The following is a 25,350-nucleotide window of genomic DNA, read 5'->3' on the forward strand; positions in this document are numbered from 1 at the left end:
GGCTAATTATCTGGCTTTGCGATACTTAGCGCAAGAGCAAAGTGTTGGGTCGTCCACCTTCACGTCGAGGAGGCACTGGCACAGCGCAAGTAAGCAGTGCCGGAAGCCGCACCGCGACGATCGCGGCCGGCGACCCTGCTCCGGCCATCACCACGCACAGGGCGGTGAGCAGGACGCATTCCCGTGGGCGGCGGCGGGACAACTACAATGCGCAATATTCAGTGGCTTCGTGTCAACGCACCTCGGGAATCCCTCCTGACCAGGCAGTGGGGGAATCTGGCTGAAAGGGGATCGCCGTGGCGGAAGACCTCGGGGAAGCTGGGCATGCCTACAACCTGCTGGAGTTGGATGACCGGCTGGTCCACGCGCGGGCGGTGCAGATCGCTGCCGAGCTGGGCATCGCCGACCTCCTCAGTGAGGGCCCCCGTTCCTCGGATGATCTCGCCGCGGCGACCTCCAGCGACCCCGACGCCTGCCACCGCATGCTGCGCATGCTGGCCGCCTGCGGCCTGTTCACCGAGACGGCCCCCGGCGCGTTCGGTCTCACCGCCCGGGGTGCTCCTCTGCGCTCCGACCATCCCTACACCGTGCGCTCCGCGCTACGGCTGAACGGCACCGTGGTTCCGCTGGTCATCGGGGGTGTGGAACACAGCCTGCGGACCGGAGGGCCCACCTTCCCCGCGGTGCTGGGCGAGAGCTTCCACGCGTACCTGGAACACGCTCCCGAACACGCGGACCTGTTCGACACGGCGATGTCCGAGCTGACACAGCTGATGCTGCCCTCCCTGCTGGCGGTCTACGGCTTCGCGGGGCACATGGTCGATGTCGGCGCGGGCACCGGAACGCTGCTACGCGGGGTGCTGCGCGCCACGTCCGGCACCTCGGGCGTGGTTTTCGACACCCCCCGGCTGGCCGAACGCGCGCGGGAGGCGATCCTCCTCGACGGGCTCACGGACCGCTGCGCGGTCGTCAGCGGCGACTTCTTCACCGAAGTCCCGCGCGGAGGCGACCTCTACGTACTGAAGTGGATCCTGCACAACTGGGCCGACGAGCCGGCCGGGAGGATCCTGCACCGGTGCCGGCAGGCCATGACCGAGAGAGCCCGCCTGTTGGTCATCGAATCCGTACTGCCAGAAGGTCCCGCTGACACCGGCCATCCGGCCTCCACCACCATGGACGTGGCAATGCTCGTCGTACAGGGCGGGCGGGAACGGACCGGGGCAGAGTTCACCGAGCTGCTCGCTGGGGCCGGGTTCCGGTTGGAACGGGTTGTTCCCACCTCCTCCCCCTACAGCATCCTTGAGGCCCGCCCGCTATGAGCGGCCGTTCCGGGGGTGCTATCCGGCGTTTCCGGGCCGTTGTTTTCCCTCGCCGATCCATATTGGTGTGGCCTCGACCGTGTGGATGCGCCAGACACCGCCCTCACGGCGGTAGGTGTTGTCGTACCAGCCGCCAACCGACCACCAGTCGGTCGGATCCTCCGCGCTGCGCAGATGGACGGCGTACAGGTAGGAGCGGGAGGAGGCGGTATCACCGTCGCCTCCTTCGTGGACCTCCACCTGGTGGTTGGTGCTCAAATGCTGCGTGCGGTGATATCGCCCCAGGTCAGCCGCGACGAACTCGGCCAGTCCCGGTCTTCTCCGGTGTTCGGCTCCCGGCAGCCGGAGCCAGCAGTCGTCGGTGAACAGGGCCGCGTAGCCGGCGAAGTCGCGCTCGTCGAGGCAGCGGGCGAAGCGGACCAGCAGATCACTGATCTCGGTGCGGTCGAGCAGTAGGCGCAGTCGGGCGTCGGCACTCACGGCGCTCCCTTCGGACGTGTTGCTGGCCTTCTCGGCTCACCCGCCCCGCAGCAGGGCGGTGTAGAGGGTGAGGCCGGGACCGAACGTCATGGCCACACCGGGTTCGCCGGGAGGGAGAGGGTTGGTGCGCTGGAGTTCGGCCAGGACAATGGGGAGCCCGGCTGAGGAGCAGTTTCCGTACTCGGCCAGCACCGCGCGAGAGGCCGCCGTTGCCTCCGGGGCGAGAGCCAGGCTCTCCTCCGCCGCCTCGATGATCTTCGCCCCGCCGGGATGGACCGCCCACCAACCCACCTCCGCGGCCGTCAGGTCATGCGGCCCGAGCAGAGCACGGACCACTTCGGGAAGGCGCGCGGCGATCAGGTCGGGGATTTTGGGCGACAGCCCCATCGGGAATCCGGTGTCGCCCACCTCCCATGTCATATGGTCCTCGTGCTCGACATCGGTGTAGGAGGCCACGTCCACCACCGCTGGCCCGCGGCCCGGCCGATCCGCACCCTGTACCACCATGGCCACCGCGCCGTCGCCGAACAGCGTGTTGATGACGAGCTGCTCGGTGTCCCACGGCGGGGGCTGGAGGTGCAGCGAGGACAGCTCCACGTTGAGCAGCGCCGCCGGGCTCGGATGGCAACGCGCGAAGTCGACGCACGCGGCCAACCCCGGCAGCGCCGCGTAGCACCCCATATGTCCGACGAACATCCGCTGGGTGGCCGGGGACATCCCCAGCTCGCGGATCAGCCGCGAGTCCACGCCCGGAGACTGGTAACCGGTGGATGACACGACACACAGCAGGCCGACCTCACCGGGTTCGGTGCCAGCGGCCGCGAGGGCATCGGCGAGGGCATCATGGGCCAGGGGGAGCGCCTCCTGTTGGAAGCGCCGCATTCGGGCCCGGGTCCCCCACGAGGAGACGTCCTCGGTATCGGGATCGACGACCAGGCGGCGCCGCCGGATTCCGGAACTCTCCACGATCCTGTGCAGCACGTCGGCGTTGGGGTGTCCGGCCGGCAGCAACTCGGGCAGGCGGCCCTGCGCCAGCGCCGTCGGGGGGAAAGCCGTCCCGGTACCGGTGATCCGCGCCGATGTCATCGCACCCCCGTCCTACGGTTCCGCGGGCGGGCGCCTCCTCACCGGGACCTACCCGGTACACGACACGCTCCACCCGCACGGGAACAGTGGAGTGCGTTTCCACCAGCCCCAAACGGTTCAGGTGCTGGTTGGGGTGGGGATCCCCCTCGCGGTGTCAGGTCTCTCCGACCTCGGCGATGAACTTCCGCGCCAGCTCGGGGTCCAGCAGCCAGTTCGCGTAGTCGGGCGGATAGTCCCACCCAGCGATCCACCGGTTGGCGACCTCGGGGGAGCCGACGGCCGCACCGATCATGTCCTGGAAGTGCTTGGGCAGTTCCGCGTCCCACATTGTGGAGATCATCTCGGTGAACTGCTGCACGGGCAGGCCGTACTCCCAGAACTTCTCGAACATCCCGACCAGCGTCTCGCGGGTGAACGGACGGTCACCATGGCCGATGATGCTGTGCAGATAGCTCTCAGCGCAGCGGATGGAGTTGTTCCACCCCTGGAAACCGAACGGGTCCATGGTGACCACGACATCGGCGGTACCGAGGGCGAGCCCTCCCGAGGGAAGGGCGGCCACGGGGTTGCGCACCTGGGGAGTGAGATGCTCGACCAGCGTGCTGTTGCCGTCGACGAGCTCGCTGTCCTTGCACCGTTCGTAGAACTCGGGGGTGTACCGGCGGAGCAGGTCCTTCATCCGGCGGAGCTGCTCGGCCGGGGTCGGCTGATCCTGCCACACGTCGATGGGCCCGCCCTCCTTGTCCCCCAGAGACAGGGAGTAGCAGGGGCCCTCGGGGGTGAGCATCGGCATGAGGATGGCGTTGCCGGCATCGGCGGTCGCCCCCGCCCAGGCGATTGCCTCGCTCTCGGGGTCGGGCGCCACGTTGCGGATGTTGGCCTGGGCGACCACGCGCGGGCGCGCACCACTGGACCGGGAGGTCTCGGAGTCGAAGAGCTCTCCGAGCTCGCCACCCCCCACCGCGATGATGACGAGGTCGAACATCCGGGAGAAGTAGTCAAGGTCGGTGTGGGTCATCCTGTGGATGACCACTTTGCCGCCGCGGTCCTCGAAGTACTCGAGCCAGTCCGCGATCTTCACACGGCGGTCGACGGACACGGCGTACTGCCCGGGCTGGCCGATCCTGCCCGTGATACGGATCGGGTCCGCACCCGATGGGTAGAGCAGGAGCTTGCAGTCCTCCATCTGCGGCGCCTGGGCACTCCAGAAGTCCAGATGGTGCTCCCGTTCGTGCTCCAGTGCGGTCGGCGGAGTGAGTTGTGTGATCGCGGGGCGGCGCGTGCGGACCCCGGTCGAAGTCTGGTTGGTGATGACTGTGACGTCGTAGCCGTGATCCAGCAGGCCGTGGGCTAGATGAAGACCCGAGTGTCCTGCGCCGACGACGAGGATCTTACTCATCGTGCCGAATTCTTTCTTGGGGAGGGGGGCGGGAGTGGAGGGGGTGGTGCTGTCCTGGCCACCCTGTGGTGTGCGGGGTTGTTGGCTGGACCGCGCGTGTCCCGAATCCAAGGCGCGGTCGCCCCGGGGACGCTCGGACGGGGGTCCGGGAGGTATGCGCCGCGCGGGTGCGTCGTCGCGGGGCATCGCCGCTCCTGTCGCGTCAGTTGGGGTGGACCGCCCCTGGAGGAACAGTCCACCCCTGATCACGCGATAGGGCGCACCGTCGGTCGAAGTGTTCTACGACGGGTACCGCGAGCACCTAAAAAGACGTGGGCTCTCGGTGGGGCAGCAAGACAGACTGCCCGGTTGTTCGGCTACCGCGGTCGTGGTGAAGACGAACTTATATCCGGGCATTCGGTCTTCCTTGGGACGTTCCCACCCCACTAGATCGCCGGGTCGGCTTCCCGTGGCGCGATCACGTCGAGGACCGCGTCGGTCATGCCGTTGATGGTGGGGATGTGGCTGATATCGGCACTGAGGGCCCCGCGGATCGCGGGGTGCAGCGCAGCGAGCTGGGCCCGCAGAATCCCGAGTTGCAGCGAGCTGACCCCGAGAACTTCGAGTTCAGTGTCGCGGTCCTCGGCGGTGATCGCGGTGGAGGCCAGCTCGGCGACAATGCGGTGCACTTCTTCCCGCAGCCGGGTGGGCACCTCCGTGACCGGTAGTGATTCCAGGTCGGGGACTTCGGGTCTCTCGTGTGGCGTGTGGTGCCAGCGCGGCGGCTCCAACGGGGCTGGCGAGGCCGGCGGATGCGGCCACGCCGGATCCACGCCGTGGGTGTAGCACTGGGCGAGCATCCTGTGCAGGCTGGTGCGTTCGTCGAACTGCGCCACCCCGCCGTTGACGACGGTGGCGGGGAGGTCGTAGCGGCCGAACGCCTCCAGCAAGGGACGCTCCAGCACCGGCAGTGATCCCAGCTCCAGTACCAGGCACCGCCCCTCTGCGGGAACGCTGTTCACCAGCGCGGTATGGAACTGCACTTGGTTGCGGAGCTGACGTTTCCAATAGTCCACGTCGAGCCGGTGCCCCTCGATCGTGGTCCCGTCGACGGTGGAGACCATCTTCACCGCACTGTCAGCAGGGCTCAGCCCGTCGATGTCGGCGGCGAAACCGCTGAGGTGCTCCTCGAGCATCCACGAATGGGCAGGGGTATCGTCAGCGACCCGCCGCGCCCAGATCCCGTCCTGCTCCAACCGGCCGTGGACCCGTCGCAGCGGCTCTTCAGGTCCGGTGAGGACGGTCATGGTGGGGGCGTTCTCCGCCGCGATGCCCAGTTCCGGTTCGACGGCGATGATCTCGCTCTTCGCGTACTCAAGGGATACTCCGGTGGCGAGCATCCCCCCGAACGAGGACACCGCGGCCAGGACACGGCTGCGCGCGCACACCAGCCGCGCCGCCTGCTCCAGGTCGAGAATGCCGACGAGGTGGGCGGCGGCGATCTCACCCACACTGTGCCCCACCACCACGTCGGGCCCCAGGCCCCACTGCTGGAGGACGCGCCCTTGGGCGACCTGGGTCGCGAAAATCGCCTGCTGGATCGCGTCGACCCCCCAAGGGGGGTCGGTAGTGTCCGGGTGCCAGCCGGCGTAGCCCGGCTGTGCGGCCATGGCGGCCAGGACCTCATCCATCGCCGCCGCGTAGGCGGGCTCACCGCGGTACAGGTCCTGTCCCATGTTGGGGGTTTGGGTGCCGTGTCCGTCGAATGCCCACACGATCCGCGGCTGGCCCGGGGGGTGGTGGGGGCCGAGGAGCGCGGGATGATGAGTTGGGCGGTTCGCCAGAGCGGTGAGGGCCGCGCCCGCGTGGTCGCGCTCGCGTGTGACGATGGCTGCCCGGTGCTGGAGGTGGTGGTCGCGTCCGTGCGCGGCTGTCGCGGCCAGGTGTGCGAGGTGCACCCCGTCCTCGGTGAGGGCGTGTGCCCAGTCGGTGGCGGTGCCCTCAAGCACCTCGGCGGTGTGGGCGGACAGCGGCACCACCACGGGAGCACTCTCATCAACGGGATGCGGCGAAGGGCTGGTGTGGCCCTCGGTCACAACGAGACACCCGTTGGCGCCACTGAACCCCAAGCTGGAGACGACCGCGAACGGTTCGCGGTTGGTGGGCCATGGGGTGGGGTCGGCGGGCACCTTAATCGCACGTGTGGTGAGCGACTCGCGTGGCGTGTGATGGTTGGCCGTGGGCGGGATCTGCCTGTTCTCCAGGGCCAGAAGCGTTTTGATCAGCCCCACGAGACCGGCGGCCCCCTCGGTATGGCCGATGCTGCCCTTGCTGCTGCCCACCAGCAACGGATCATGGTCGGGGCGGGCAAACACCTCCGCAAGCGCTTTGATCTCTCTGGCGTCGCCAGTCCAGGTGCCCGTGGCGTGGCCCTCCACGTGGCCCACCTGCTCCGGGGTGATGCCGGCGTCCGCGCACGCCCCGTTCATCAGTTCCACCTGGGCGGCGATACTGGGAATCCCGACTGATCGGGTCCGGCCGCCATCATGGTTGAGGTAACTGCCGACCACCACGCCGTAGATACGCTTATCCGCCTGGTGGGCGTCCTCAGCGCGCTGCAGTACGACCGCGGCCGCGCCTTCGGAGCGCCCGTATCCGTCAGCCTCAGCGTCGAACGGCTTGCACCGGCCGTCTTGGGCCAGTACGCCGCCGGCGCCGCCCGCACCCCCGCTGAAGCCGCGGCTGATCACGGGATTGACCAAGGAGTTGACGCCGACGACGATCGCTTGGTCGATCTCGCCGACCTGTAAGGCGCGCCGCGCCTGATGGATCGTGGTGGCCGTGCTGGAACAGGCGCTGTCGATGGTGAAATTCGGCCCGCGGAGGTCCAGAGTATGGGCCAGGATCGCCGGGAGCATGCCAGGCCCCGCACTGGAGATCTGAGTGATGTCGGGCTGCGCACCCGGCGCGAATATCATGGAGGGGGCATCAACGTTGCACGAGCCGACATATACCCCGACACGGCTGTGTTTGATCTGGTCGAGGGGCGTACCGGAGTCATAGAGCGCCTCGACGACGACCTCCATGAGGTGGCGCTGCAGTGGATCCATGCGCTCGGCCGTGCTCGGGGCGATCCCGAAGAATCCGGCGTCGAATGCCTCGAAGTCGTCGATGAGCCCGGCGGACCGTTGCTGCGGGGAGCGGTCCTCCTCGGCCAGTAAGGGTTCCATCTGCTCCCACCGCTCAGGCGGGTAGACACCGATCGCGTCGCGGCCCTCCATAAGGGCTTGCCAGAACGCGCGTGGGCCGCGGATTCCGCCCGGTAGACGGCATCCGATCCCCACCACCGCCGCGTGCGCCGAGTTCCACTGCTCACCAGAGAATGAGGTCATCACGCGTCACCTTCCACACGAGTGGCCGCCCACAGCCCAACGGTTCCAACTAGCTTCGTCTGCACATTTGCAAACCCAGGGTGGTCCGAAAATAGACGCTCTAGGTCGGAAAAGGTGTCACCGCGGTTATGCATGGTGTTGCGTTTGTTGTTGTAGAAGTTCAGCAACGACCGGGCGGCGCCGGTGTGGCCCTGCAAAAACGTTGCGCCGAAGAACATTCCGCCGGGGCGCAGCACTTTGGCGGCGTTGTCCACCATTCCTTTCTTGTCGAAAACATTGTCTCCGGGCAGGCAGTGCATTACGTCTGTGGCGGAAACCGAGTCCAAGCTGCCCGATGGGATGGGCCACTCACCCAACGCGCCGACCTCATGCGGGTGAACATTGAACCGGTGGCGCAGCCGCGATGAGGAACGCGCCAAACAAGCCGGGTTGAGGTCTACCAGATGGAGCTCTTGCAGTGGGGTGGATTTAGGAAGACGCCGCAGAGTACGGCCGGTTCCGGGACCCAGTTCACAATGCCGCTCACCGATGTGGGGGTGATAAAGCTCTTTTTCGATCAGCGGCATCGGGCAGTGCCAGATGAACCTGTGGCTGGCGATCTGCACTACGAGGTCGTAAAACCTCAGGCTCGTGGGGCTGTACAGTTTCGGGTTTGGCGTCTCGGTTCTGATGGGGCTAGACGACACGAGCGACCTCCGAGAAGGGGGTTGACGAGGACATCAGTGCCGATAAAAAAGGAAATCCGAAATGGGGGGGATCTCCCGGTTACAGCGTGTTGAGCAGCGCGTATGCCTTTTCTGGATTTTCGAGGAGATCTATGAAATTCCCAGGGTTGTCGAATGACTCGACGTACTGGTTCGCTACCATCTGATGTTGTTGTGCGGCGCCCAATAGTGCCATCACGTGCTCGGGTGTTTCACCGTCCCACCACGTACGCACGAGTTCCGAGAAACGGGCAGACGCCCACCCGTTACTCTTGTAGTAGCGCTCGAAAATGGAATTTATCGCGGCCTCATCAAATGGCCGGTCACCGTGCTCGATGATCGCCTCAAGGTAGATCTCCGCGGCCAGCGTCTCATCGGAGATCTCGCGTCCCGTAATAGGGTCAGAGCGGCACAGCACATCACCAATCCCGAGGACTTTTCCGCCATTGGGCAGGACGCCCACCGGGCGGCGCACCACCGGAGTGACGCGGCGTGTCGTGACCGAACGGCCGTCAACCAGATCGCCGTCCAACCACTCGACGACATCGGGGGCCTGGGACGTCACCTTCTTGCGCATGCGGTCCAGCACCAAGCCGGCCCCCGGCGGGCGCCCCTCTTCGGAACAGTCCAAGGGCCCTCCAGGGGCGCTCGCGAAAAACACACCGCGGGCGATTCCATGTTGGGTGAGCACCGGAGTCGCGAAAATCTCGCCGTAGGGGGCGGTGATCACCCGCACAGGTTCGGCACTGGCGTGCTCATCCTCGATGAGCACCTGGGTGACCACCCGTGGCGTGCCCGCGAGCCGCGAGGGCTCGGGATCGAAGAATTGCCCCAGTTCCCCGCCGCCGACAGCGACCACCACCAGGTCGAACATCTTCGCGAAATATTCGAGCTCTTGGGTGGTGACTCCCCTGATGACAAGCTTTCCGGCACGCTTTTCCTTCCTGCCGGCGTGCCCTTTGATCTCGTCTTCGAAATAGTCCAGCCAGTACGAGCGTTTCACTCGCGTGTCTATCATACTAAACGGGGTGGACAGTTGCCCGGTGAATTCTATGGGATCACTGGAATCCGGGCGGAACGACATGTGCACGTTGTCGATTCGGGGCGCCGTTGCGTCCCAGAAGTTCAGCCCGCGGCTGGCCTCAGCGGCGTCAGCACGCGGCAGGCTGAATCCCAGCAAGGGGGTCTCGAAATCCCACGTTTCCTTCGAGTCCCGGCTGGTCATGAGGGTGACGTCGTACCCGTAATCCAGCAGGCCGTGAGCCAGGTGCAAACCCGCCTGGCTTGCCCCGACAATCAGAATCTTGCGCATCACTGGACCCTTTTCTGCTTCTGGTTCTGAATCGCCGCGTCCATCAGCGTCAGCAGCTCGTCAACCCCACCAGATCGCATCGGCGCGACGGAGATCTCGGGAGCAGTGGCCAGTGCGCGGCGAGCCCAGGCCTCGAGCTCAGGTGGTGTGCGGCCATCACCGCCGGCGAGCGCCGGCCGCGTGGGGCACCGCGCGAGAGTCGCACCCTTCGGGGATGCCGCTGGCGTGGTCATCGCTTGGGCCGATGGTCACGATGGTGGGGCTCATCCGTACCCGCCTCTCGACGCTCGGCTGGCGGACGTCCGCCTTGGCCGCACCCAATGGCAAGCCCGCCGTGCACACCAGGTCGACCACCGTCCTCGGTGTGCTCCGTGATCGTTGGCGGCTGCGCCTGTGGGACAGATGTTCGGGGGGGCAAAGGGACCCAGCCTCTCCATAGAAACAACAAATCCTGGGAGATGCTACCCCGGCGCAGCCAGACATGGGAGTCGTGAAGTTTATGTTACTTCAGTGACCAATGACCGTTTTATCCTATTGTTTGATTTAATGTCCAGATAGCGTCTTCCCACGTGGACAGCACCCGCAAGACCCGCAACATGACCACCTTCGGTGGACTCAAGCGTTTGACCAGCATGGACGGAAGAGAGACACATTCTTGGCCACGGTGATCCTCACTGTTACCGAATACTTCTCAGCGGCCGTGCCGGGTTAGCGAAAGCTTGCCCCTGGCGGGTAAACGTAATGTTGCCCATACGAGGGAGACAGGCACCCCCAACCAGCGGGCCGGCGTAGCCGAACCGGGCGCGACCGCACCCGCGCGTCCGCATCGAGCAATTCAGCGCCCCGATTTCTGGCCTGGAAACAGAAGATGGGGTGCACACCACGAGGAGTCGTGCCCTCTCCAACTGCAGGTCAGTGAGGGACAATTCTGTGCCCCTCGCGCGGCGGGGCGTTCCTGGTTCGGCCCTCGGCGACGCGCCGGGCGGTCCGGCGACACATTGCTGACGCGGCGGAAGGGGCCTGGGAGAACGCAGATCACGCGATTACCGCCGCCTGCCAGCCGCAACCTCAAGGACATCAGCGCTTCACGGCAACCGCCGCGTGCTCCCACAACTGGCGGCCCTCGTTGTGCCGCGCGTCAGCCACCGGCTCCAGTCCGCTGCGCCACGTCGAGCACTCCGCGAACCGGGCCGGCCGCCCCTCCATGGGAGGGACCACCTCCAGCCCATCCGCGACCTGCTCGGCCTCCTCAGGAGTACGGACCCGCCCCCACTCGATCCCGAACTCATCATTCATCTTGGTAGTCAGCCAGTTCCTGGCCTCGGCATTATCGGACACGATGTGCGAGTAGATGAGCGCCGACCCCGAAGGGAACCGGTCCATGTAGGCCCGGAGCACTCCGAACGGATCATCCGCGTCCGGGATGCAATGCGCGACGCTGACCGCCATCAGACACACCGGACTGTCCGGGTCCAGCAGTCTCCGAGCCTCGGGAGAGGCGAATACCCGGTCCACTTCCCGCAGGTCGGCGGTAATGACATCCGTGGTGGGGTTGTCAGCTAGAAGCGCACGACCATGCGCGAGGACCATCGGATCGTTGTCCACGTACAACACCCGCGCGGACGGGTGGGTGCGTTGCGCGATCTCGTGGGTGTTCTCCACTGTGGGCAGACCTGAGCCCAGATCCAGGAACTGGTCAACCCCCAGTTGGGCAACGTAGCGGACCGCCCGCGTCAGGAAAGCACGATTCGACTTGGCCAGATCCAGAATTCCGGGCATCTCTTGTTCCATGGACACCAAGGCACCGCGGTCCACGTCGAAGTTGTCTTTGCCGCCCAGGGCCGCGTCGTAGATACGTGCGACAGAGGGGATCTCGAAGCTGACCTGAGGGGGCTCGGACGCTGTCACTGTGTGCTCCTTTCTGGTGCGGGTGGCCCGTGGGTGTAGTACAGCAGGAACACGCCCCGCGTGCGATCCCCTTTCCAGAAAAAGCTACGCACCCGCCTGGGCACCACCCAGCGTCTCGCGGTGACCCACGGCGGACAGTTGGCCCATGGGTAGTTTGGCGCGCACCCGACCCGGCGCGGAGCAGTACAACGGTGCAAGCCGGTGACCGGTACCGAGGACCACTCCTGGTTCATCGCCATGGCCCGGGTGGTCGCGGTGCCCTCCGGCCGGGCGGTGCCACGCGGAACAACGACGCACCGCCCGGCCGGAGCCCCCTCAGAGCTCGTAGGCGCGGGTCACCGCCACCCGGCTGAAGGACAGGTAGAGCTGGTCCGGAGGAGGACGGTATCCGGGCAGGTCGCCGAGGTCGGCCGGAAGCCGCCGCACGACCTCCCGGACGTATTGCTCGGTCAACGACAAGGTGTCCATTAGTCCTCTCTCGCCACCCGCGAAATCGCGGCGACGACGTCCCGCCATTCGCGCACCAGCGCGCTGCGCAGCTGCGCGCCCTCCTCGCTTACCCGGTAGAACTTCCTCGGCCGGGACTGGTCGGTGTTCCATTCGCTGACGAGCAGGCCCTGCTTCTCCAGGCGCCGCAACAGCGGATAGAGCGTGTTCCCGTCGACGGGCACGCCGGCTCCGTTGAGGGTCTCCAGCAGCGCGTAGCCGTACTGGGGCTCGCGGAGCAGTTCGAGGCAGGCCAGGACGACCGTGCCGCGCCGCAGTTCCTGGGCCTGGGTGAGAATCAAGTCTTCCGATACCACATGCGGCACTATACAGTGCGGCACACACTAATGTGCAAGGGGATACCCGATGACCCGGGTGCGCAGCCGTTGGGACAGCGCAACGCAGGCCCTGAGCACGGGGAACCCGGCTCAGGGCCTGTGTTTTCGTGCTCCTCGGCCCGGTCCATCGCCCGGCCGCTGACCCCCACGGCGTGCCGCGGCCTCCTCGCGCATCGCCTCGTACGGCGGCGGGGCGGCGCTGTGCCGGGATGCCGCGCCGGCCCGGGCCGTATCGAAACCGCCGGGCTCGACGGCGCTCACGCGGATACCGGCAGGAGGCGTGTCCGGGACGCCGCCCCCGGTCATGCCAACCACGGTCGGCCACGACCCCGGCACCAGGAAGGCAACGCTGTGCCTGGGAGCACCGCACCCGGGCACGCCTCCCAAACCGCGCGTACTCTGAGTGCATGGCAGCAACACCACTGGGCGATTACCTGCGTGCGCGGCGCGCCCAGCTCAGCCCGGAGGCCGCGGGCGTCTCCAGCCACGGGGTGCGCCGAGTGCCCGGCCTGCGCCGCGAAGAGGTCGCGACACGGGCCGAGATGAGTGTCGACTACTACACACGCCTCGAACAAGGGCGGGAGCGGAGCCCTTCGGCGCAGGTCCTGGACTCGCTCAGTGAGGTGCTCCAGCTCGACGACGATGCTCGGTTCCACCTCTACCGCGTGGCCGGTCTCACTCCCGGTACGCGTGGGGGCGCCACACCCGAGCGGGTCGATCCGCAGCTACTCAGCCTCATGGACATGTGGCCCGCGAACCCGGCGATCGTGCTCGGACGTGCCTATGACGTCCTGGCCGGGAACGGGCTGGCCTACGCGCTCTTCGACGGCTTCCACCAGGGGCCGAACCTGATGCTGAAGATCTTCCTCGATCCGGACGCGCGCGGTTTCTACCCCGACTGGGAGCTCGTCGCCACGAACGCCGTCGCGGGCTTCCGGATACTCCAGGGCAAAGCTCCGCACGACCCGCGCGTCCGCGACGTTCTCGACACACTCACCGAACAGAGCCCGGACTTCGCGCGGATATGGGAACGCCACGACGCTCGCCGCAAACGGCTGGAGAGCAAACGGTTCCACCACCCAGAGGTCGGTGCGCTGACGCTGCGCATGCAGGCCTTCGACGTGAAGTCCACGCCCGGCCAGGAGCTGATCGTCTACCACGCCGAGCCCGGTTCCGGCAGCGCCGAGGCCCTCTCTCTGCTCGGCACCCTCGCGGCCACACAGGCACAGGAGCGATCGGCCGGCTGACCACGTCCGAGCGCCCCCAACGAGCGACCTCAAGAGGAGGCGCCGCCGGCGCGGATTCCGGGGTCTCACGCCGTGAGGCCGCGTTGAAGCCCCGGAGTCCGCAACAGCAGCATCGGACGCCCCACCGCGCCCCCGAGAAGAGCGCCCGGCGCCCACCACTGGCGTGGCGAAACTCACGGCTCCCTGGCTGCTCCTCGCCGAGGCCGCCTGCGAGGGCCGCGGACCGGCCGCGGCTCCCGGCCCACGGCCAGGGGGTAGCTGCGCTTCCGCCCACCGGGTAGGCGCGCACGGCCCTCCGCCCGGTACCCCGATCCCACACCCCGCCGACACCGCCGAAGCGGCGCCTGCGGACGGCACAGCTACTGGTGGGTGGCGGAAACGCGAGAAGATGGCGGGGACGGGCGTGTTGGGGAGGTGTGGCGTGCTCGAACGGTTGGTTCCCGGGTGGCGTGCCACCCGCTACCTCCTTCTCACGTTCGCTACCGCTGCGGCGGCACTGTCGGTGATGCCGTTGCTGTTGTTCCTGGTTTCCCTGATCCCGCTCGGCGGTGCCGGGTTGCTGCCGCTGCCCGGCGCACTGGAACAGCTACGGCGGTGGGCCGAACGCACGCGGAGCGAGGCGTGCGAGTACGCCCGTCTCGAATACGTCTATCGGGAGCCAGCGCCGCTTCCCAGCGGGTTGCGGCAGCAACTGCGGTACACGCTGCGCGACCCCGGTACCTGGCGGTCGGTGCGCTGGCTTGTCCTCCATTCCCTCCTGGGCGTGCTGGCCGGCCTGGTCGGGCTGATGGCACTGTTCGGGGCGCCGGCCGCGGTGCTGAAGACGGCGGTGTGGTGGGCGGTTCCGGTACCGCTGACCTTCATGGGGGTGGAGGCGCACGGGTGGGGGACCGCCCTGATCGGCGGGCTCGCGGAGATCCTGTTGTTCGGATCGGTGTTCCTGTACGGGGCTCCCACCCTCGCCAACGGCTACGCGCGGCTGGTCGCGTGGACGCTCGCGCCTTCCGAGGTGGAACTGCGCGCCGACCGGCTCGATGAGCGGGTCGCGGAGCTGTCCCACACCCGGGCGGAGGCGCTCCAGGCGCACAGCGCCGAACTGCGCAGGATCGAACGGGACCTGCACGATGGCACCCAGGCCCGGCTCGCGGCTCTGGCCATGCGTATCGGGGTCGCCGAGCGCCTGGTCGCCGACGACCCCGAGCAGGCGGCACGGCTGCTGCGCGAGGCGAGCGGCAGCGCGGAGGAGGCCATGTCCGAACTACGTGATGTCATTCGGACGACGTATCCACCGATTCTCGCCGACCGGGGCCTTGGCGGCGCCATCTCGGCCCTGTCGGCCCGCTGTGCGATCCCGGCGCGGACAAGGGTCGCGGAGCTGGGTACACTTCCGGCCGCGGTGCAGGCGGCGGCGTACTTCGTCATCGCCGAGGCGCTCACCAACGCCGCCAAGCATTCGTCCGCTACCTCCGTGGACGTGGAGGTGAGCCGGGACGGAGCGACGCTGCGGGTGGAGGTCGCCGACGACGGGATCGGCGGCGCGGACGACTCGCGGGGCAGCGGAATCGACGGTATCCGCCGCCGCGTGGCGGCCCTGGACGGAACAACCTCGGTAGTGAGCCCCGCGGGCGGACCCACTGTGATCAGGACGGAGCTGCCGTGCGAGTCATGATCGTGGAGGACAACACGATCTTCGCGGAAGGGCTGAAACTGCTGCTCACCACGTCCGGCCGGGAGGTGGTAGCGGTCTTGGGCGACTCCGAGAAGCTGGTGGAGGCTGTCGACCAGCAGAAGCCGGACCTGGTGATCGCGGATGTCCGGCTGCCCCCCACCTACCGCGACGAGGGGCTGCGCGCGGCGGTCGAGGCGCGCCGGGTCCACCACGACCTCCCCATGATGGTCTTCTCCCAGTACGTGGAGGAGATCTACGCGGCGGAGCTGTTCACCGGCGGCGCTCGGGGCGTGGGTTACCTGCTGAAGGACCGGGTGGCCCGGGTGGATGAGTTCCTGGAGGCGCTCGACCGGGTCGCGGACGGGGGAACCGTCATCGACCCCGAGGTGGTGGGGCAGATGTTGACCCGCAAGGAGGATCCGCTGTCCCGTCTCACTCCCCGCGAGCGGGAGGTCCTGGCTCTGATGGCCGAGGGATTGGGCAACGGCGAGATCGCGGGGCGCCTCGTGGTGTCGGAGGGAGCCGTCCACAAGCACATCGGGCGGATCTTCACCAAGCTCGATCTCGCGGACGACGCGGTCGGGCACCGCAGGGTGCTGGCCGTGCTGGCGTACCTGGGCAGGTAGGGGCGCCAGACGAACGGCCGGCGGATACCCGGGCGGGTGGTGCCCGCCACCCGGAGCCGGCGAGGGAGCCGCCCGCCATGGAAGGAACCCGGCGGCGGGCGGTGGTTCCGCCTCACCTCCGGATCGTGGCCGCGGCCAGCCGCCGGCCCGGGAACTCCACGCACAGCCAGGCCAGCAACGCCACCACGAGGACGATAGTGGGCAGCGGCCATACGGGCCCGCCGGGCCACGGCCGGCCGAGGAGACCGATACCGGCGAAGAGGAGAGGGATCGCCGTCGCCAGGACGCCAGCGCCGATCGCCCCCACGGCGATGATGAGGGATTCGCGGCGCAGTAGCGAGCGAACCTGGCCCGGTGTCATCCCGACCGCGCGGAGTGTGGTCACCTCGGGGCCGCGCTGCAGGGTTTGGGCGGCCAGCCGGTTCGCCACCGACAGCAGCATGTAGCCCAACAACGCAACCAGCACGACGAGGTTGATCATGGTCTCCGCCGGTACCTGGAGACCACCCCCGGCCGCGTCGCCCGACGCGGTGAGGGGCGTAACCTCCACGCCGGGACGCTCCTGCGCCACCCGGGCGAGCGCCTGCCCCGTCTCGGTCGCTTCCCCGGGTTCTTCCCCGGATTCCGCCCGCACCAGCAGGCTGGCTTCCAGGTCCCCGGTGACGTGCCCGGAGGCGAGGTCCCGCGAGAGCGTGACCGGCCCGTAGCCGAGTTCGCGTTCGTAGAGCGCCACCACCTCGGCCTCGACCTCGGCACCGTCCCCCATGTGGAAGGACACCCGGTCGCCGACTTCCGCGTCGTTGGAACCGGCGAAGGAGGCGCCGAGCGCGACAGTGTCGCCGGTGAGGCGGTCGAGGTCGCCCTCCGTGACCCCGAGGTCAAGCACCTCGCCCGCGTCGGGCCCCAGGGCCTGGACGGATCGTTCCTCCAGAACGTGGTCGCCGAACTCCTCGGAGGGCCACACAACGGAGGTCGGTGTGCTGGTGACGGCCGCGGCGACCCCTGAGGCGTCCCGCACCGAGGAGGCGAGGCCGTCGGGCAGCCCGCCGAGTTGGGACGCGCTGATCTGGTAGTCGGCCAGCTCTCCGGCGGTCTTCTGGTCCGCGCTGGCGGTCAGCAGAGTGGTGTGCGAGTAGCCGTAGCCGAGGAGGAACGTGACCACCATCGCCAGGGACGCCACAGCGCCCGCCACCCGGTAGGAGTGGCCGTGCAGGTTCCGCACCGCCAGCCAGGTAAGAGGGGAGGCCGTCGCGGGCAGGCGGCGGGCGAGCGCGCCGCTCACCATCCGCAGCAGCGCCGGTCCGGCCAGCCCTAGTCCGATGACCGCGACGAGGCTCCCTATCGCCGTGCCCACGATGGCCAGTTCCGAGCCGATCAGCAGCGGCGAGACCGACAGCACCACCGAAGCCAGCAGGAGGGCCGCGCCCGCGCCGAGACGCCACGGCCGGGGAGCGCGCGGTTCCGCCGCGGTCTCCACCAGGGCGGTGGCCGGCTCCACGTTGGAGGCCCCCGCCGATGCGGCCAGGACCGAGATCCACACCGTGAGGGAAAGCAGCGCCGCCGCCGCCACCGCGGGCAGCGGGCCGAGGCTCATCGGCAGCGTCGGCGGGAACAGGCCAAACCCGGCAAGCAGGCCGTGCATCTGGCTGGCCAGGACATAGCCCGCCCCGATGCCGAACGGCAGGGCGACGAGCGTGGCCAGCAGATTGGGGGTGAGGACCAGGCGGCGGATCTGGCGCGGGGTGGCGCCGATCGCCCGCAGCAGGGCGAGTTGGCGGCGCTGCGCCGCCACGGAGATCGACACGGCGCCCGCGACGGTGAAGCCGATGACAACCAGTACGACACCACTGAACGAGCCCGCCAGCATGAGCAGGAGCGTGCGCGCGGAGGCGGCGGCGGGCGTTTCCGCGTCGCCGCGCGCCGCGCCGCTGTAAACCTCGCCTTCCGTACTGTCCGCCGCGCCAATGCTGCCGCGGACCGCGTCGTCGAGGTCGTCGCTGGAGACCCCCGGCGCGGCACTCACGCCGACCAGGTCCACCGTGCCCTCCCGAGGGCCGTCGGTGCGCCCGGCGAGCTCCGCCGCCGCGGCGTCGGCGAGGAAGATTCCGGAGCTGGCGGTGTCCACCACCGCGGAGAGGCGGTACTCGCTGGTCTGTCCGGCGGCGGTCACCGGCACCTGGTCCCCGACCTCCACTCCCGCCTCGCTGGCGGTGGCGGCGTCCAGGGCCACCTCATCCGCGTTCCGCGGAGGCGTGCCCGTTACCTCGGTGCTGCCCAACAGCGCGGTGGAGGACCACGCGCGGCCCGCGGTCCGGGGGTCCGCGCCCGAGGTGGCACCCTCCGCAGTGGCGACCGCCGCGGGGAAACCGATGTCGCCGACGGCCGTGTCGACCTCGGGAAGGTCGTCCAGCCGCTCGACGAGGGTTTCGGGGAGACCTCGCCGTTCCGGTAGGGCGACGTCGAGGTCCTCCGCCTGAGAGAGGGACTGCGGTGCGGTGACCACCGCCTCCGCCCCCGGCAGCCGTTCCACTGGCGGGTGCGACCGCAGGCCCGTGTCGGCGAGGACCCCGCCGATGGTGACGAATGCGGCTCCGCCCATGACCGCGATGGCGACTGCGAGGAGTCCGCTGATCTGGCCGCGCGCCAGCTTCGCGGCCAGCGACACAGCTCCCCTGGCCCCGCGAGAGGGCTCGGAGAAGGGCGGGGGCTCCGGTCCGCGCCGGGCGGCGCTGCCGCCAGTCGCGGGATCCGGGCGCGTACCGGCCGGTGATGACATGGGCTCAGCTCTGTTCAAAGGAGGCCAGCCGCTCCGCGAGGTCGGAGGCGCTCGGTTGGCGCATGAGGTCCACGATTTGCCCGCCGGCCATGACGGCGGTGGTGTGGGCGGTGGCCGCGGCCCGGGGATCGTGGGTCACCATGACGACCGTCTGGCCGAGGTCGTCGACAACGTCGCGGAGCAGTGCCAGGGTGCGCCGGGCGCTTTCCGCGTCCAGAGCGCCCGTTGGCTCGTCGGCGAAGACGATGTCGGGGCGGGTGGCCAGGGCGCGCACGATCGCGACCCGCTGCTGCTGCCCACCGGACAACTCCGCGGGCCGGTGCCGCAGCCGCTCACCGATACCCATGCGTTCCACGAGGCCACGCACCCACTCGGGGTCCATGCGGCGGTCGGAAAGGCGCAGCGGAAGCGTGATGTTGTCCTCCGCGGTGAGGGTAGACACCAGGTTGTAGGCCTGGAACACGAAGCCAACCCGGTCCCGCCGGAACTGGGTGCGGTTGGGCTCTTTGAGGGTGCTGATGTCGGTGCCGCCGACCATGACCCGCCCAGAGTCCACGGCGTCCAGACCGGAGGCGCAGTTGAGGAGGGTGCTCTTGCCCGATCCGGATGGCCCCATGACGGCGAGGAACGAACCCCGCGGTACCCGCAGGGATACCCCCGCCAGCGCGGCGACGAGCCCGTCACCGTCGGAGTAGCCGCGGTGTACCTCGCTGAGCAGCACCGCGGTTTCGGTGTCGGTACCAGTGTCAGTCCCGGGTAGGGCCGACACCGGTTCGCGGCTGAGCGGCGAGCTCACTTCCGGCCCTGCACGTACTGGATGACCAGCGCGACGATGCAGACGATCGCGACCACCCCGAAGGCCATGTCCAGCGCCATTGGCAGGCCGGCGAGGGTGGAGACGGCGCTCCCCGCGGCGCTGAGGACCAGCACCGCCCACAGCGCGATGCGGGCCGCGCCGCCCTTGCTGGCGGCCTTGGGAGAGTCCGTCGGGTCGGAGGTGGAATCCAGGCGGTAAGGGTCGGACATGACTACTCCAAGGGAATCCGCGGCGGGGGTCTGCGGCCCTTGGTGGGGCACCGAGGGCTCGTGGTGACTGTACTGAAAGTACGGGGGCGCGGCGCTGCGTACGATCCCGCAAGCAGGCCGATCCGATGTCCAGCAGACTGGACACCCCGGCGTGCGGACTGCACGCTGCTACCCGAACCGGGTACGACCTCCGCCCGCACCCAGGTCATCCGAGGATTCCGTTCTGGTTCCGCCAGCCGACATGAGAGGCGCTCACGATGACGAACCTGCCCCTCGCGTTACTGAACATCCAGCAGGGATGGTCGAGCGACTTCGACTTCACCCGCTTTGGCGACGTCTTCGCCGACGTATCCGATCCTCCCGCCCTGATCATGATCAACGAGGCGGTGCAATGGTGGGCCAACCTGGGCCGCGGCAAGTACGCCGCCGCGCTCGCCCTGTCCCGCATGTTCGGTGTGCACTACGCGATCGAGATCGGCTGGCTCGATCGCAGCGACCACCCGCCCGCGCTCGTCTACGACACCGCCCGGCTGCAGCTGACCGCGTGGGCCAACGAGCACTCCTGCACCAACACCGCGCTCCGCAACACCGCCGAGTTCGTTCTCGCGGACAGCGGCAAAGGGCCCAGTGATCCCCCCGATCTGCGGGTGCGCCTGCAGCATTTCCACTTCTCCTCGGCCACGCGCCGCCTCGCCGAGGCCGAGATTCTCGCCGCGCAGGCCAGACAGGACGTGCCCACGATCGTGGCCGGCGACCTCAACGCCACCGCGAGCGGGCCCCACCTGCCCGACAGGGACTGGGACAGGGTGCGGGAAAGAGCACCCCAACGGCTACGCCGCAAGGCATGGCAGCCCGGAGGTGCGGGCACCCCCTGGGTTGCCGACACGCGCGCAGTGGACACCCTCATCGGTGCCTGGAACCCGGAGACCGGCCAGCGCGAGGACAATCCCGGCCTGTACGCCCTGGCCGAGGACGACTGGCACCAGCGCGGCGCCCGCCCGGACGACACTCTGGTGGGGACCACCAACACCAGGGGCGAGCGCGACGGCGGACTGCTCATCGACTGGATTCTGCGCAACGAGCTCGTGGAGCTGGTGCCCGACACCTACCGCGTGCACATCCCGGCCCCTGGCCGCCAACACACCGACCACCGCCTCGTCACCGCCACAGTGCAGATGTCAGCTTCTCGGTCCTAAAGGACTCCGTTGGGAAAGGCCGGGGCCCGTGGTTCCCCGCGCCGTTCATCCCATGCGGCGGGGCGGAGTGCGGACCTGTTCGGAGCCCGTGGAGTACCGCGACGGGTTGCTGTCGAGCGGGCGGCAAGGTTCCCCTTCGGACGCATGGCGGGACTTGCCGGGCTCAGCCCAGGTAGCGGCTGAGCACGTCCGCCTCCGATCGGAGGCTCTCGGCACGGTCGTGCCGACCGAGTCGCTCATACTCGCCGGCGGCAGCCGACCGGTCGTGCGCTTCCTTCTCGACGATCGCATGCAGCTCGGTATCGGTGAGCTGACGGCGCTCCGCTTCCGTGGCCCCCACGCCGGCCGCCGCTCCCGCGACATGTTCGTTCTCGGTGGTTCGCCGCAGGTGATCAGCGGGAAGCGCCTCGGCGTTCTCGATGGCCGCCAACGCCGAACGGAGCGCGGTGATGGAGACGCGGTCCCGGGCTTTGAGCGCCGCCTTGAGATCACGGCGCAAGCTGGTACGCATAAGGAAGGAACCTAACCGGGGCGAGAAGATACCGCAACGGGATTCTCAGCCTTGGGCGGAGGCGGAACGCCGCCAGTGGCGGCCGGCGGGGAGAGCGGGCGCGTACCGAGCACGCGCCGGCCCTCCCTTGGGGAACCCCCTGAAGGCGACACTCCCGCCCTACTTGGCGGTCTTCAGCGTGGACAACAGGGAGAAGAAGGAGGGCTTGCGTACGAAGTCGTCGTTCATCACCGTCGCGGCCCCCTCCCCCTCGAAGGTGTGCGGGACCCAGGAGTACTTGTCGGTGAAGCCCCAGATCGTGAAGGAGTCGCAGCCGTCGACGCTCAGGCACGCCCGCAGCGCCTGCTGGTAGTAGTCGGCCTGCTGCTCCAGCTGCGCCTCAGTGGGCCGGCCGTCTTCGGGTAGCTCCATACGCACGTCGATCTCGGTGATGGCCGTGGCGAGGCCGAGTTCGTCGAAGCGGCTCAGATTGTCCTCGAGATCGCCGGGGAAGCCGTACTCGATGCTCAGGTGCCCTTGGGGAGCGAATCCGTGCAGTGGCACCTCCCGCGCGAGTAGGTCCCGGGAGAGCTCGTAGTAGGCGTCGCTCTTGGCGTTGATGCCCTCGACGTTGTAGTCGTTGAGGAACAGCTCCGCGGAGGGATCGGCCTCGTGCGCCCAGCGGAAGGCGTCAGCGATGATCTCCGGTCCCAGCTCGCGGATCCAGATGTTTTCCTCGGTGCGCAGGTTGCCGTCGTCGTCGAAGATCTCGTTGGCGACGTCCCACTGCTCGATCCGGCCGGCGTAGCGGCCGACAACGGTTGTGATGTGGTCGCGCAGGATTGCGCGCAGCTCCTCGTCGGAGAAGTCGCCCTCCTCCAGCCAATCCGGGTTCTGGCTGTGCCACAGAAGCGCGTGCCCGCGCACGTCCTGGCCGTTGCGCTCGGCGAAGTCGACGATGGCATCAGCCGTGTCGAAGTTGTAGCTGTCCCGCTCGGGGTGGATGTACTCCCATTTCATCTGGTTCTCGGCGGTAACCGAGCTGAACTGGCGCTCCGCGGTCTTGCGGTATTTCTTGTCGGAGGTGAAGGGGTCGGGGTAGTCCTGGTCAGCGTGGTGGCCGCCGCCGGCAATCGCGGTGCCGATGACGAGGTCTTCAGGAGCGGCCACGCGCAGCCTGTTGTGTTTGGCGTTGGAGTGGTCGGGGGGAGAAGCCGCGGCCGGGACGGCTGCCAGCGGTAGCGAGACCGCCGCGGCGGCGAGTGTGGTGGTGACAAGGCGAACCGTGTGCATTGGGGGACTCCAGTTCCGCCGGGAACTCGAAAGTTTCCGAAAAACTTCCGACAATTATCCAACGGACATTAAGCTCCGACCCAGCAAAGCGTCAAGGGTCGACCACAGCACGCATGCCGCATTCCCCGGCCGCAATGGCACTGTGGCGAAGTGCACCGCCCCATACATTTCCTACGGAACCGAAAAGTTTCGAAATTTCCGGTCCGCGCCTGGTCCTGGGGCCGCTTCGGGTTCATGCCCGGTCGGTCGGCTGCTGCGGGCCGCCGGACGCCACCCGTACCGCCCGGCGCACATCCATGTGGAGGTTCCGGCCCCCGGTGTACGCAGAGGGGGTGGTCCGGCTCGGCGGCCAGGAACGCGCCGTCACCCGAGGTGACCTGTTCATCGTGCTCTCTTGGGTCAGACTGGGCATGGGCGCCGAGAGCCCACTGGACCTCTTCCGGTTCAGCGACACCCCGACCTTCGAAGCCCCGCACCAGGACCACGTCCTTGCCGAGAAGGAGACCGAATGAGACTGGCGAGCCTGCGCCTGAACGGCACGACCACCGCGGCGCGGACCGGCGGCGACACCGTCCAGAGCGCCACCACCGACGACCTGGTCTTCAACCCGGCCGCGCTGGTGGAGTGCATCTCCTCGATCCTGACGCTCAACCCGGGCGACGTCATCGCCACGGGCACCACCGGTGGGGTGGGGCACGCGCGCACGCCCCCGCGCTACATCGAGGACGGCTCCAAGGTCGTCACCCGGGTCGGCGGCATCGGTGAACCGGCGAACACCGCTCGCAGGGAGAAGCGCAATGGCTGAGGACCCCGCCACGAGAACCCGGCTCGCCTGGCTCGACCGGGGCACCGAGGTTTTCAACACGGCCCTGGCGGACCTGTCCGACCACGACCTGGACGGCCCCTCGCTGCTGCCGAACTGGAGCCGGCGGCACGTGGTCGCGCACGTGGGATACAACGCGCGTGCGCTGGACCGCCTGGTGCACTGGGCGCGCACCGGGGTGGAGACTCCCATGTACCCCGACGCCGAAACGCGCTCGGCCGAGATCGAGCAGGGTGCTGCCCTGCCCGCGGAGGAGCTGCGCGCGCTGGCCGTCGAGTCCGCGGAGCAACTGCGCGCCGACCTGGCCTCCCTGCCCGACGACCGGTGGCAGTCCCGGGTCGTCACCGCCCAGGGCCGCACCGTTCCGGCCACCGAGATCCCCTGGATGCGCTGCCGCGAGGTCTGGATCCACACTGTTGACCTGGGTGGGGCCGGCTTCGCCGACCTGCCGGCGGACCTGCTCGACGCGATCGCCTACGACGTCCTCGACCTGTGGGAACGCCGCAGCCATGGTGCCGGAATCGCGCTGGACGCCCTGGACCGCTCTCCCGGCTGGCCCGGGCGCGACGCCCCCGGAGCGGGGAGGCACCCGGTCACCTGCCACGGTACCGCCGCCGCGCTCACCGCCTGGCTGACCGGCCGCGCCCCGCCTCCCGCCGGTGTCGACCCCGGCGACGCGGTCCCTCCTGACCTGCCGAACTGGCTGTGACCACGTCGAAGACGCCGCAGTACCTGGCCCAAGGAGCCTGCCAGACCGTGGAGGACGCCCATGCCCTGGCCGAGTCGTCCGCCGAGGGCGGAGACCAGTGGCCCAAGGCCCTGGACACGTGCCCCGCACCGCGCGCGTGCCCCAGGGCGCCTTGAAAGGGGCGGTTCTCTCCAGACCAGCGCACACGCACCGCGGCGTCGCACGCGGTTCACCTTTACGGCGCGGCCGGCCGCACCCTCGCCCGCGGGGCGGCAGTACCGCGGGCGCTGGTGCGGCCGCGCCGCGTCTTCCACGCGGCTACCAGCACGAAGGACACCGTGACCAGCAGTGCCCACGCGCCGAACTTGGCGGGGTGCACCATGGCCCAGGCGTCGAGCTGGTGCGGGTAGCGGAAGGCCCCGAAGATCGTGAAGGCGTTCTCGGCCACCCACAGGAAGAAGCCGATCAGCACGAACGACAGCGACAGCGGCATCCGGTAGCGCACCCCACCGACGGTGAAGTACACCCAGGTTCCCCATGTCACCGCGATCATCCCCGCCGCGAGCAGGAACCGGACATCGGGCAGCCAGTGGTGGGTGAAGAAGTTGGCGTAGATAAGCACAGCGAGCACCCCGGTGGCCGCGGAGCGGTAACGCACCAGGTCCAGGTCCAGTAGCCGCCAGGCCCGGGCGACGTAGCTGCCCACTGCGGCGTACATGAAGCCGCTGTACAGCGGCACCCCGGCGATGGTTGTCCAGGCCGGCTCCGGGTAGCTCCAGGAGCCCGCCCGCACCTTGAACAGCTCGAAGGCCAGCCCCACCACGTGGAATCCCAGGACGCCGAGTACCTCCCGCCCGGTCTCCAGCCGAAGCAGCCAGAAGGCGAGGGTCAGCGCGACCCCGTAGACCAGCAGCGCGTCGTAGCGGGGGATGGGCAGTGGCACGACCGCCGAGAGCGCCAGTCCCGCGAACAGTGCTACCGCGAACGCACACGCTTGCGCTTCCAGCCAGGCGAAACGCACCAACTGGGTGAGTTTCCAGGACAGGTTCCGGGAAGGGGGCATATGTCGTTCGATGCACGTTGGCACGGCTGCGTTGCGGCCGACACGTCACG

Annotated in this window: 24 protein-coding genes; 9 read left to right on the forward strand and 15 right to left on the reverse strand. The window is 68.5% G+C overall.

Translation table 11 applies throughout. The features are described from left to right. Nucleotides 1-296 precede the first annotated feature (296 nt). Nucleotides 297-1,319 (forward strand): methyltransferase, encoded by a 1,023-nt coding sequence (locus F4561_RS29265; protein WP_312885702.1) that lies wholly within the window; start codon nt 297-299, stop codon nt 1,317-1,319. An 18-nt stretch (nt 1,320-1,337) separates the two neighbouring features. On the opposite strand, the gene F4561_RS29270 is transcribed toward F4561_RS29265, so the two are convergent. The 9 genes from F4561_RS29270 to F4561_RS29310 all read right to left on the reverse strand — a co-directional run bounded on the left by F4561_RS29270 (nt 1,338) and on the right by F4561_RS29310 (nt 12,382). After that, on the reverse strand, nt 1,338-1,799 hold the full coding sequence (locus F4561_RS29270) for a nuclear transport factor 2 family protein (RefSeq protein ID WP_184584933.1): 462 nt from the start codon (nt 1,797-1,799) through the stop codon (nt 1,338-1,340). A 36-nt stretch (nt 1,800-1,835) separates the two neighbouring features. Then, nucleotides 1,836-2,885, reverse strand: coding sequence for a type III polyketide synthase (locus tag F4561_RS29275; protein WP_184584934.1), 1,050 nt, complete (start codon nt 2,883-2,885; stop codon nt 1,836-1,838). Between the two features lie 154 nt (nt 2,886-3,039). Then, entirely contained in the window at nt 3,040-4,284 is a 1,245-nt protein-coding gene (locus F4561_RS29280) for a styrene monooxygenase/indole monooxygenase family protein (protein WP_184584935.1), read from the reverse strand. Nucleotides 4,285-4,709: 425 nt separating this feature from the next. Beyond that, nucleotides 4,710-7,655, reverse strand: coding sequence for a type I polyketide synthase (locus F4561_RS29285; RefSeq protein WP_184584936.1), 2,946 nt, complete (start codon nt 7,653-7,655; stop codon nt 4,710-4,712). Continuing rightward, nucleotides 7,655-8,260 (reverse strand): class I SAM-dependent methyltransferase, encoded by a 606-nt coding sequence (locus F4561_RS29290; protein WP_184584937.1) that lies wholly within the window; start codon nt 8,258-8,260, stop codon nt 7,655-7,657. Before F4561_RS29290 ends, F4561_RS29285 begins: the two co-directional genes overlap by 1 nt. A 160-nt stretch (nt 8,261-8,420) precedes the next feature. Continuing rightward, on the reverse strand, nt 8,421-9,671 hold the full coding sequence (locus F4561_RS29295) for a styrene monooxygenase/indole monooxygenase family protein (RefSeq protein ID WP_184584938.1): 1,251 nt from the start codon (nt 9,669-9,671) through the stop codon (nt 8,421-8,423). Nucleotides 9,672-10,748: 1,077 nt separating this feature from the next. Continuing rightward, nucleotides 10,749-11,579 (reverse strand): SAM-dependent methyltransferase, encoded by an 831-nt coding sequence (locus tag F4561_RS29300; protein WP_184584939.1) that lies wholly within the window; start codon nt 11,577-11,579, stop codon nt 10,749-10,751. 315 nt (nt 11,580-11,894) lie between these two features. Further along, nucleotides 11,895-12,032, reverse strand: a complete 138-nt coding sequence (locus tag F4561_RS29305) for a hypothetical protein (RefSeq protein WP_184584940.1) — start codon at nt 12,030-12,032, stop codon at nt 11,895-11,897. Nucleotides 12,033-12,046: 14 nt separating this feature from the next. Further along, nucleotides 12,047-12,382, reverse strand: coding sequence for a PadR family transcriptional regulator (locus F4561_RS29310; protein ID WP_184584941.1), 336 nt, complete (start codon nt 12,380-12,382; stop codon nt 12,047-12,049). Nucleotides 12,383-12,810: 428 nt separating this feature from the next. On the opposite strand from F4561_RS29310, the gene F4561_RS29315 reads away from it, so the two are divergent. The 3 genes from F4561_RS29315 (at nt 12,811) to F4561_RS29325 (ending at nt 15,945) form a co-directional block, all read left to right on the forward strand. Then, a complete protein-coding gene (locus F4561_RS29315) occupies nt 12,811-13,650 on the forward strand; it encodes a helix-turn-helix transcriptional regulator (protein WP_184584942.1) in 840 nt (279 codons plus the stop codon). Between the two features lie 421 nt (nt 13,651-14,071). Next, entirely contained in the window at nt 14,072-15,319 is a 1,248-nt protein-coding gene (locus tag F4561_RS29320; protein WP_312885703.1) for a sensor histidine kinase, read from the forward strand. Continuing rightward, nucleotides 15,307-15,945, forward strand: coding sequence for a response regulator (locus F4561_RS29325; protein ID WP_184584944.1), 639 nt, complete (start codon nt 15,307-15,309; stop codon nt 15,943-15,945). Before F4561_RS29320 ends, F4561_RS29325 begins: the two co-directional genes overlap by 13 nt. A gap of 112 nt (nt 15,946-16,057) precedes the next feature. Here F4561_RS29325 and F4561_RS29330 read toward each other — a convergent pair whose 3' ends face one another. The 3 genes from F4561_RS29330 to F4561_RS29340 form a co-directional block, all read right to left on the reverse strand. After that, nucleotides 16,058-18,610, reverse strand: a complete 2,553-nt coding sequence (locus F4561_RS29330) for an ABC transporter permease (RefSeq protein ID WP_312885704.1) — start codon at nt 18,608-18,610, stop codon at nt 16,058-16,060. 115 nt (nt 18,611-18,725) lie between these two features. Then, nucleotides 18,726-19,517, reverse strand: coding sequence for an ABC transporter ATP-binding protein (locus F4561_RS29335; protein ID WP_184584946.1), 792 nt, complete (start codon nt 19,515-19,517; stop codon nt 18,726-18,728). Then, the gene (locus tag F4561_RS29340) at nt 19,514-19,747 is read right to left on the reverse strand and encodes a hypothetical protein (protein ID WP_184584947.1); all 234 of its coding nucleotides are present in this window, start codon (nt 19,745-19,747) and stop codon (nt 19,514-19,516) included. The genes F4561_RS29335 and F4561_RS29340 overlap by 4 nt, the downstream gene beginning before the upstream one ends. Nucleotides 19,748-20,004: 257 nt before the next feature. Between F4561_RS29340 and F4561_RS29345 the strand changes: the two genes are divergently transcribed. Then, complete coding sequence (locus F4561_RS29345; RefSeq protein ID WP_184584948.1) at nt 20,005-20,943, forward strand: endonuclease/exonuclease/phosphatase family protein; 939 nt, start codon at nt 20,005-20,007, stop codon at nt 20,941-20,943. 163 nt (nt 20,944-21,106) lie between these two features. On the opposite strand, the gene F4561_RS29350 is transcribed toward F4561_RS29345, so the two are convergent. Then, nucleotides 21,107-21,454 carry a GatB/YqeY domain-containing protein gene (locus F4561_RS29350; protein ID WP_184584949.1) on the reverse strand — a complete coding sequence of 116 codons (348 nt, stop codon included), beginning with the start codon at nt 21,452-21,454 and terminating at the stop codon, nt 21,107-21,109. 159 nt (nt 21,455-21,613) lie between these two features. Next, nucleotides 21,614-22,726 (reverse strand): endo-1,4-beta-xylanase, encoded by a 1,113-nt coding sequence (locus F4561_RS29355; RefSeq protein ID WP_184584950.1) that lies wholly within the window; start codon nt 22,724-22,726, stop codon nt 21,614-21,616. Between the two features lie 317 nt (nt 22,727-23,043). Here F4561_RS29355 and F4561_RS29365 point away from each other — a divergent pair, with 317 nt between their 5' ends. Genes F4561_RS29365 through F4561_RS29380 form a run of 4 tightly spaced genes read left to right on the forward strand, consistent with a single transcriptional unit; the run spans nt 23,044 to nt 24,413 of the window. Further along, nucleotides 23,044-23,238 (forward strand): cupin domain-containing protein, encoded by a 195-nt coding sequence (locus F4561_RS29365; RefSeq protein ID WP_184585402.1) that lies wholly within the window; start codon nt 23,044-23,046, stop codon nt 23,236-23,238. Further along, on the forward strand, nt 23,235-23,531 hold the full coding sequence (locus F4561_RS29370) for a fumarylacetoacetate hydrolase family protein (protein WP_184584951.1): 297 nt from the start codon (nt 23,235-23,237) through the stop codon (nt 23,529-23,531). Before F4561_RS29365 ends, F4561_RS29370 begins: the two co-directional genes overlap by 4 nt. Further along, a complete protein-coding gene (locus F4561_RS29375; protein WP_184584952.1) occupies nt 23,524-24,258 on the forward strand; it encodes a maleylpyruvate isomerase family mycothiol-dependent enzyme in 735 nt (244 codons plus the stop codon). The genes F4561_RS29370 and F4561_RS29375 overlap by 8 nt, the downstream gene beginning before the upstream one ends. Then, entirely contained in the window at nt 24,255-24,413 is a 159-nt protein-coding gene (locus F4561_RS29380; RefSeq protein ID WP_184584953.1) for a hypothetical protein, read from the forward strand. Before F4561_RS29375 ends, F4561_RS29380 begins: the two co-directional genes overlap by 4 nt. Before the next feature lie 59 nt (nt 24,414-24,472). Here F4561_RS29380 and F4561_RS29385 read toward each other — a convergent pair whose 3' ends face one another. Next, entirely contained in the window at nt 24,473-25,300 is an 828-nt protein-coding gene (locus F4561_RS29385) for a DUF817 domain-containing protein (protein WP_184584954.1), read from the reverse strand. Nucleotides 25,301-25,350: the final 50 nt, after the last annotated feature.

Origin of the sequence: Lipingzhangella halophila (assembly GCF_014203805.1) — a bacterium.
Taxonomy (GTDB): Bacteria; Actinomycetota; Actinomycetes; order Streptosporangiales; family Streptosporangiaceae; genus Lipingzhangella; species Lipingzhangella halophila.

Coding starts and splice junctions, on each gene's coding strand:
- F4561_RS29355 (WP_184584950.1), bottom strand. CDS start 22,726: ATGCACACGGTTCGCCTTGTCACCACCACACTCGCCGCCGCGGCGGTC.
- F4561_RS29350 (WP_184584949.1), bottom strand. CDS start 21,454: ATGCGTACCAGCTTGCGCCGTGATCTCAAGGCGGCGCTCAAAGCCCGG.
- F4561_RS29295 (WP_184584938.1), bottom strand. CDS start 9,671: ATGCGCAAGATTCTGATTGTCGGGGCAAGCCAGGCGGGTTTGCACCTG.
- F4561_RS29315 (WP_184584942.1), top strand. CDS start 12,811: ATGGCAGCAACACCACTGGGCGATTACCTGCGTGCGCGGCGCGCCCAG.
- F4561_RS29345 (WP_184584948.1), top strand. CDS start 20,005: ATGACGAACCTGCCCCTCGCGTTACTGAACATCCAGCAGGGATGGTCG.
- F4561_RS29370 (WP_184584951.1), top strand. CDS start 23,235: ATGAGACTGGCGAGCCTGCGCCTGAACGGCACGACCACCGCGGCGCGG.
- F4561_RS29385 (WP_184584954.1), bottom strand. CDS start 25,300: ATGCCCCCTTCCCGGAACCTGTCCTGGAAACTCACCCAGTTGGTGCGT.
- F4561_RS29275 (WP_184584934.1), bottom strand. CDS start 2,885: ATGACATCGGCGCGGATCACCGGTACCGGGACGGCTTTCCCCCCGACG.
- F4561_RS29340 (WP_184584947.1), bottom strand. CDS start 19,747: ATGTCCGACCCTTACCGCCTGGATTCCACCTCCGACCCGACGGACTCT.
- F4561_RS29375 (WP_184584952.1), top strand. CDS start 23,524: ATGGCTGAGGACCCCGCCACGAGAACCCGGCTCGCCTGGCTCGACCGG.
- F4561_RS29285 (WP_184584936.1), bottom strand. CDS start 7,655: ATGACCTCATTCTCTGGTGAGCAGTGGAACTCGGCGCACGCGGCGGTG.
- F4561_RS29280 (WP_184584935.1), bottom strand. CDS start 4,284: ATGAGTAAGATCCTCGTCGTCGGCGCAGGACACTCGGGTCTTCATCTA.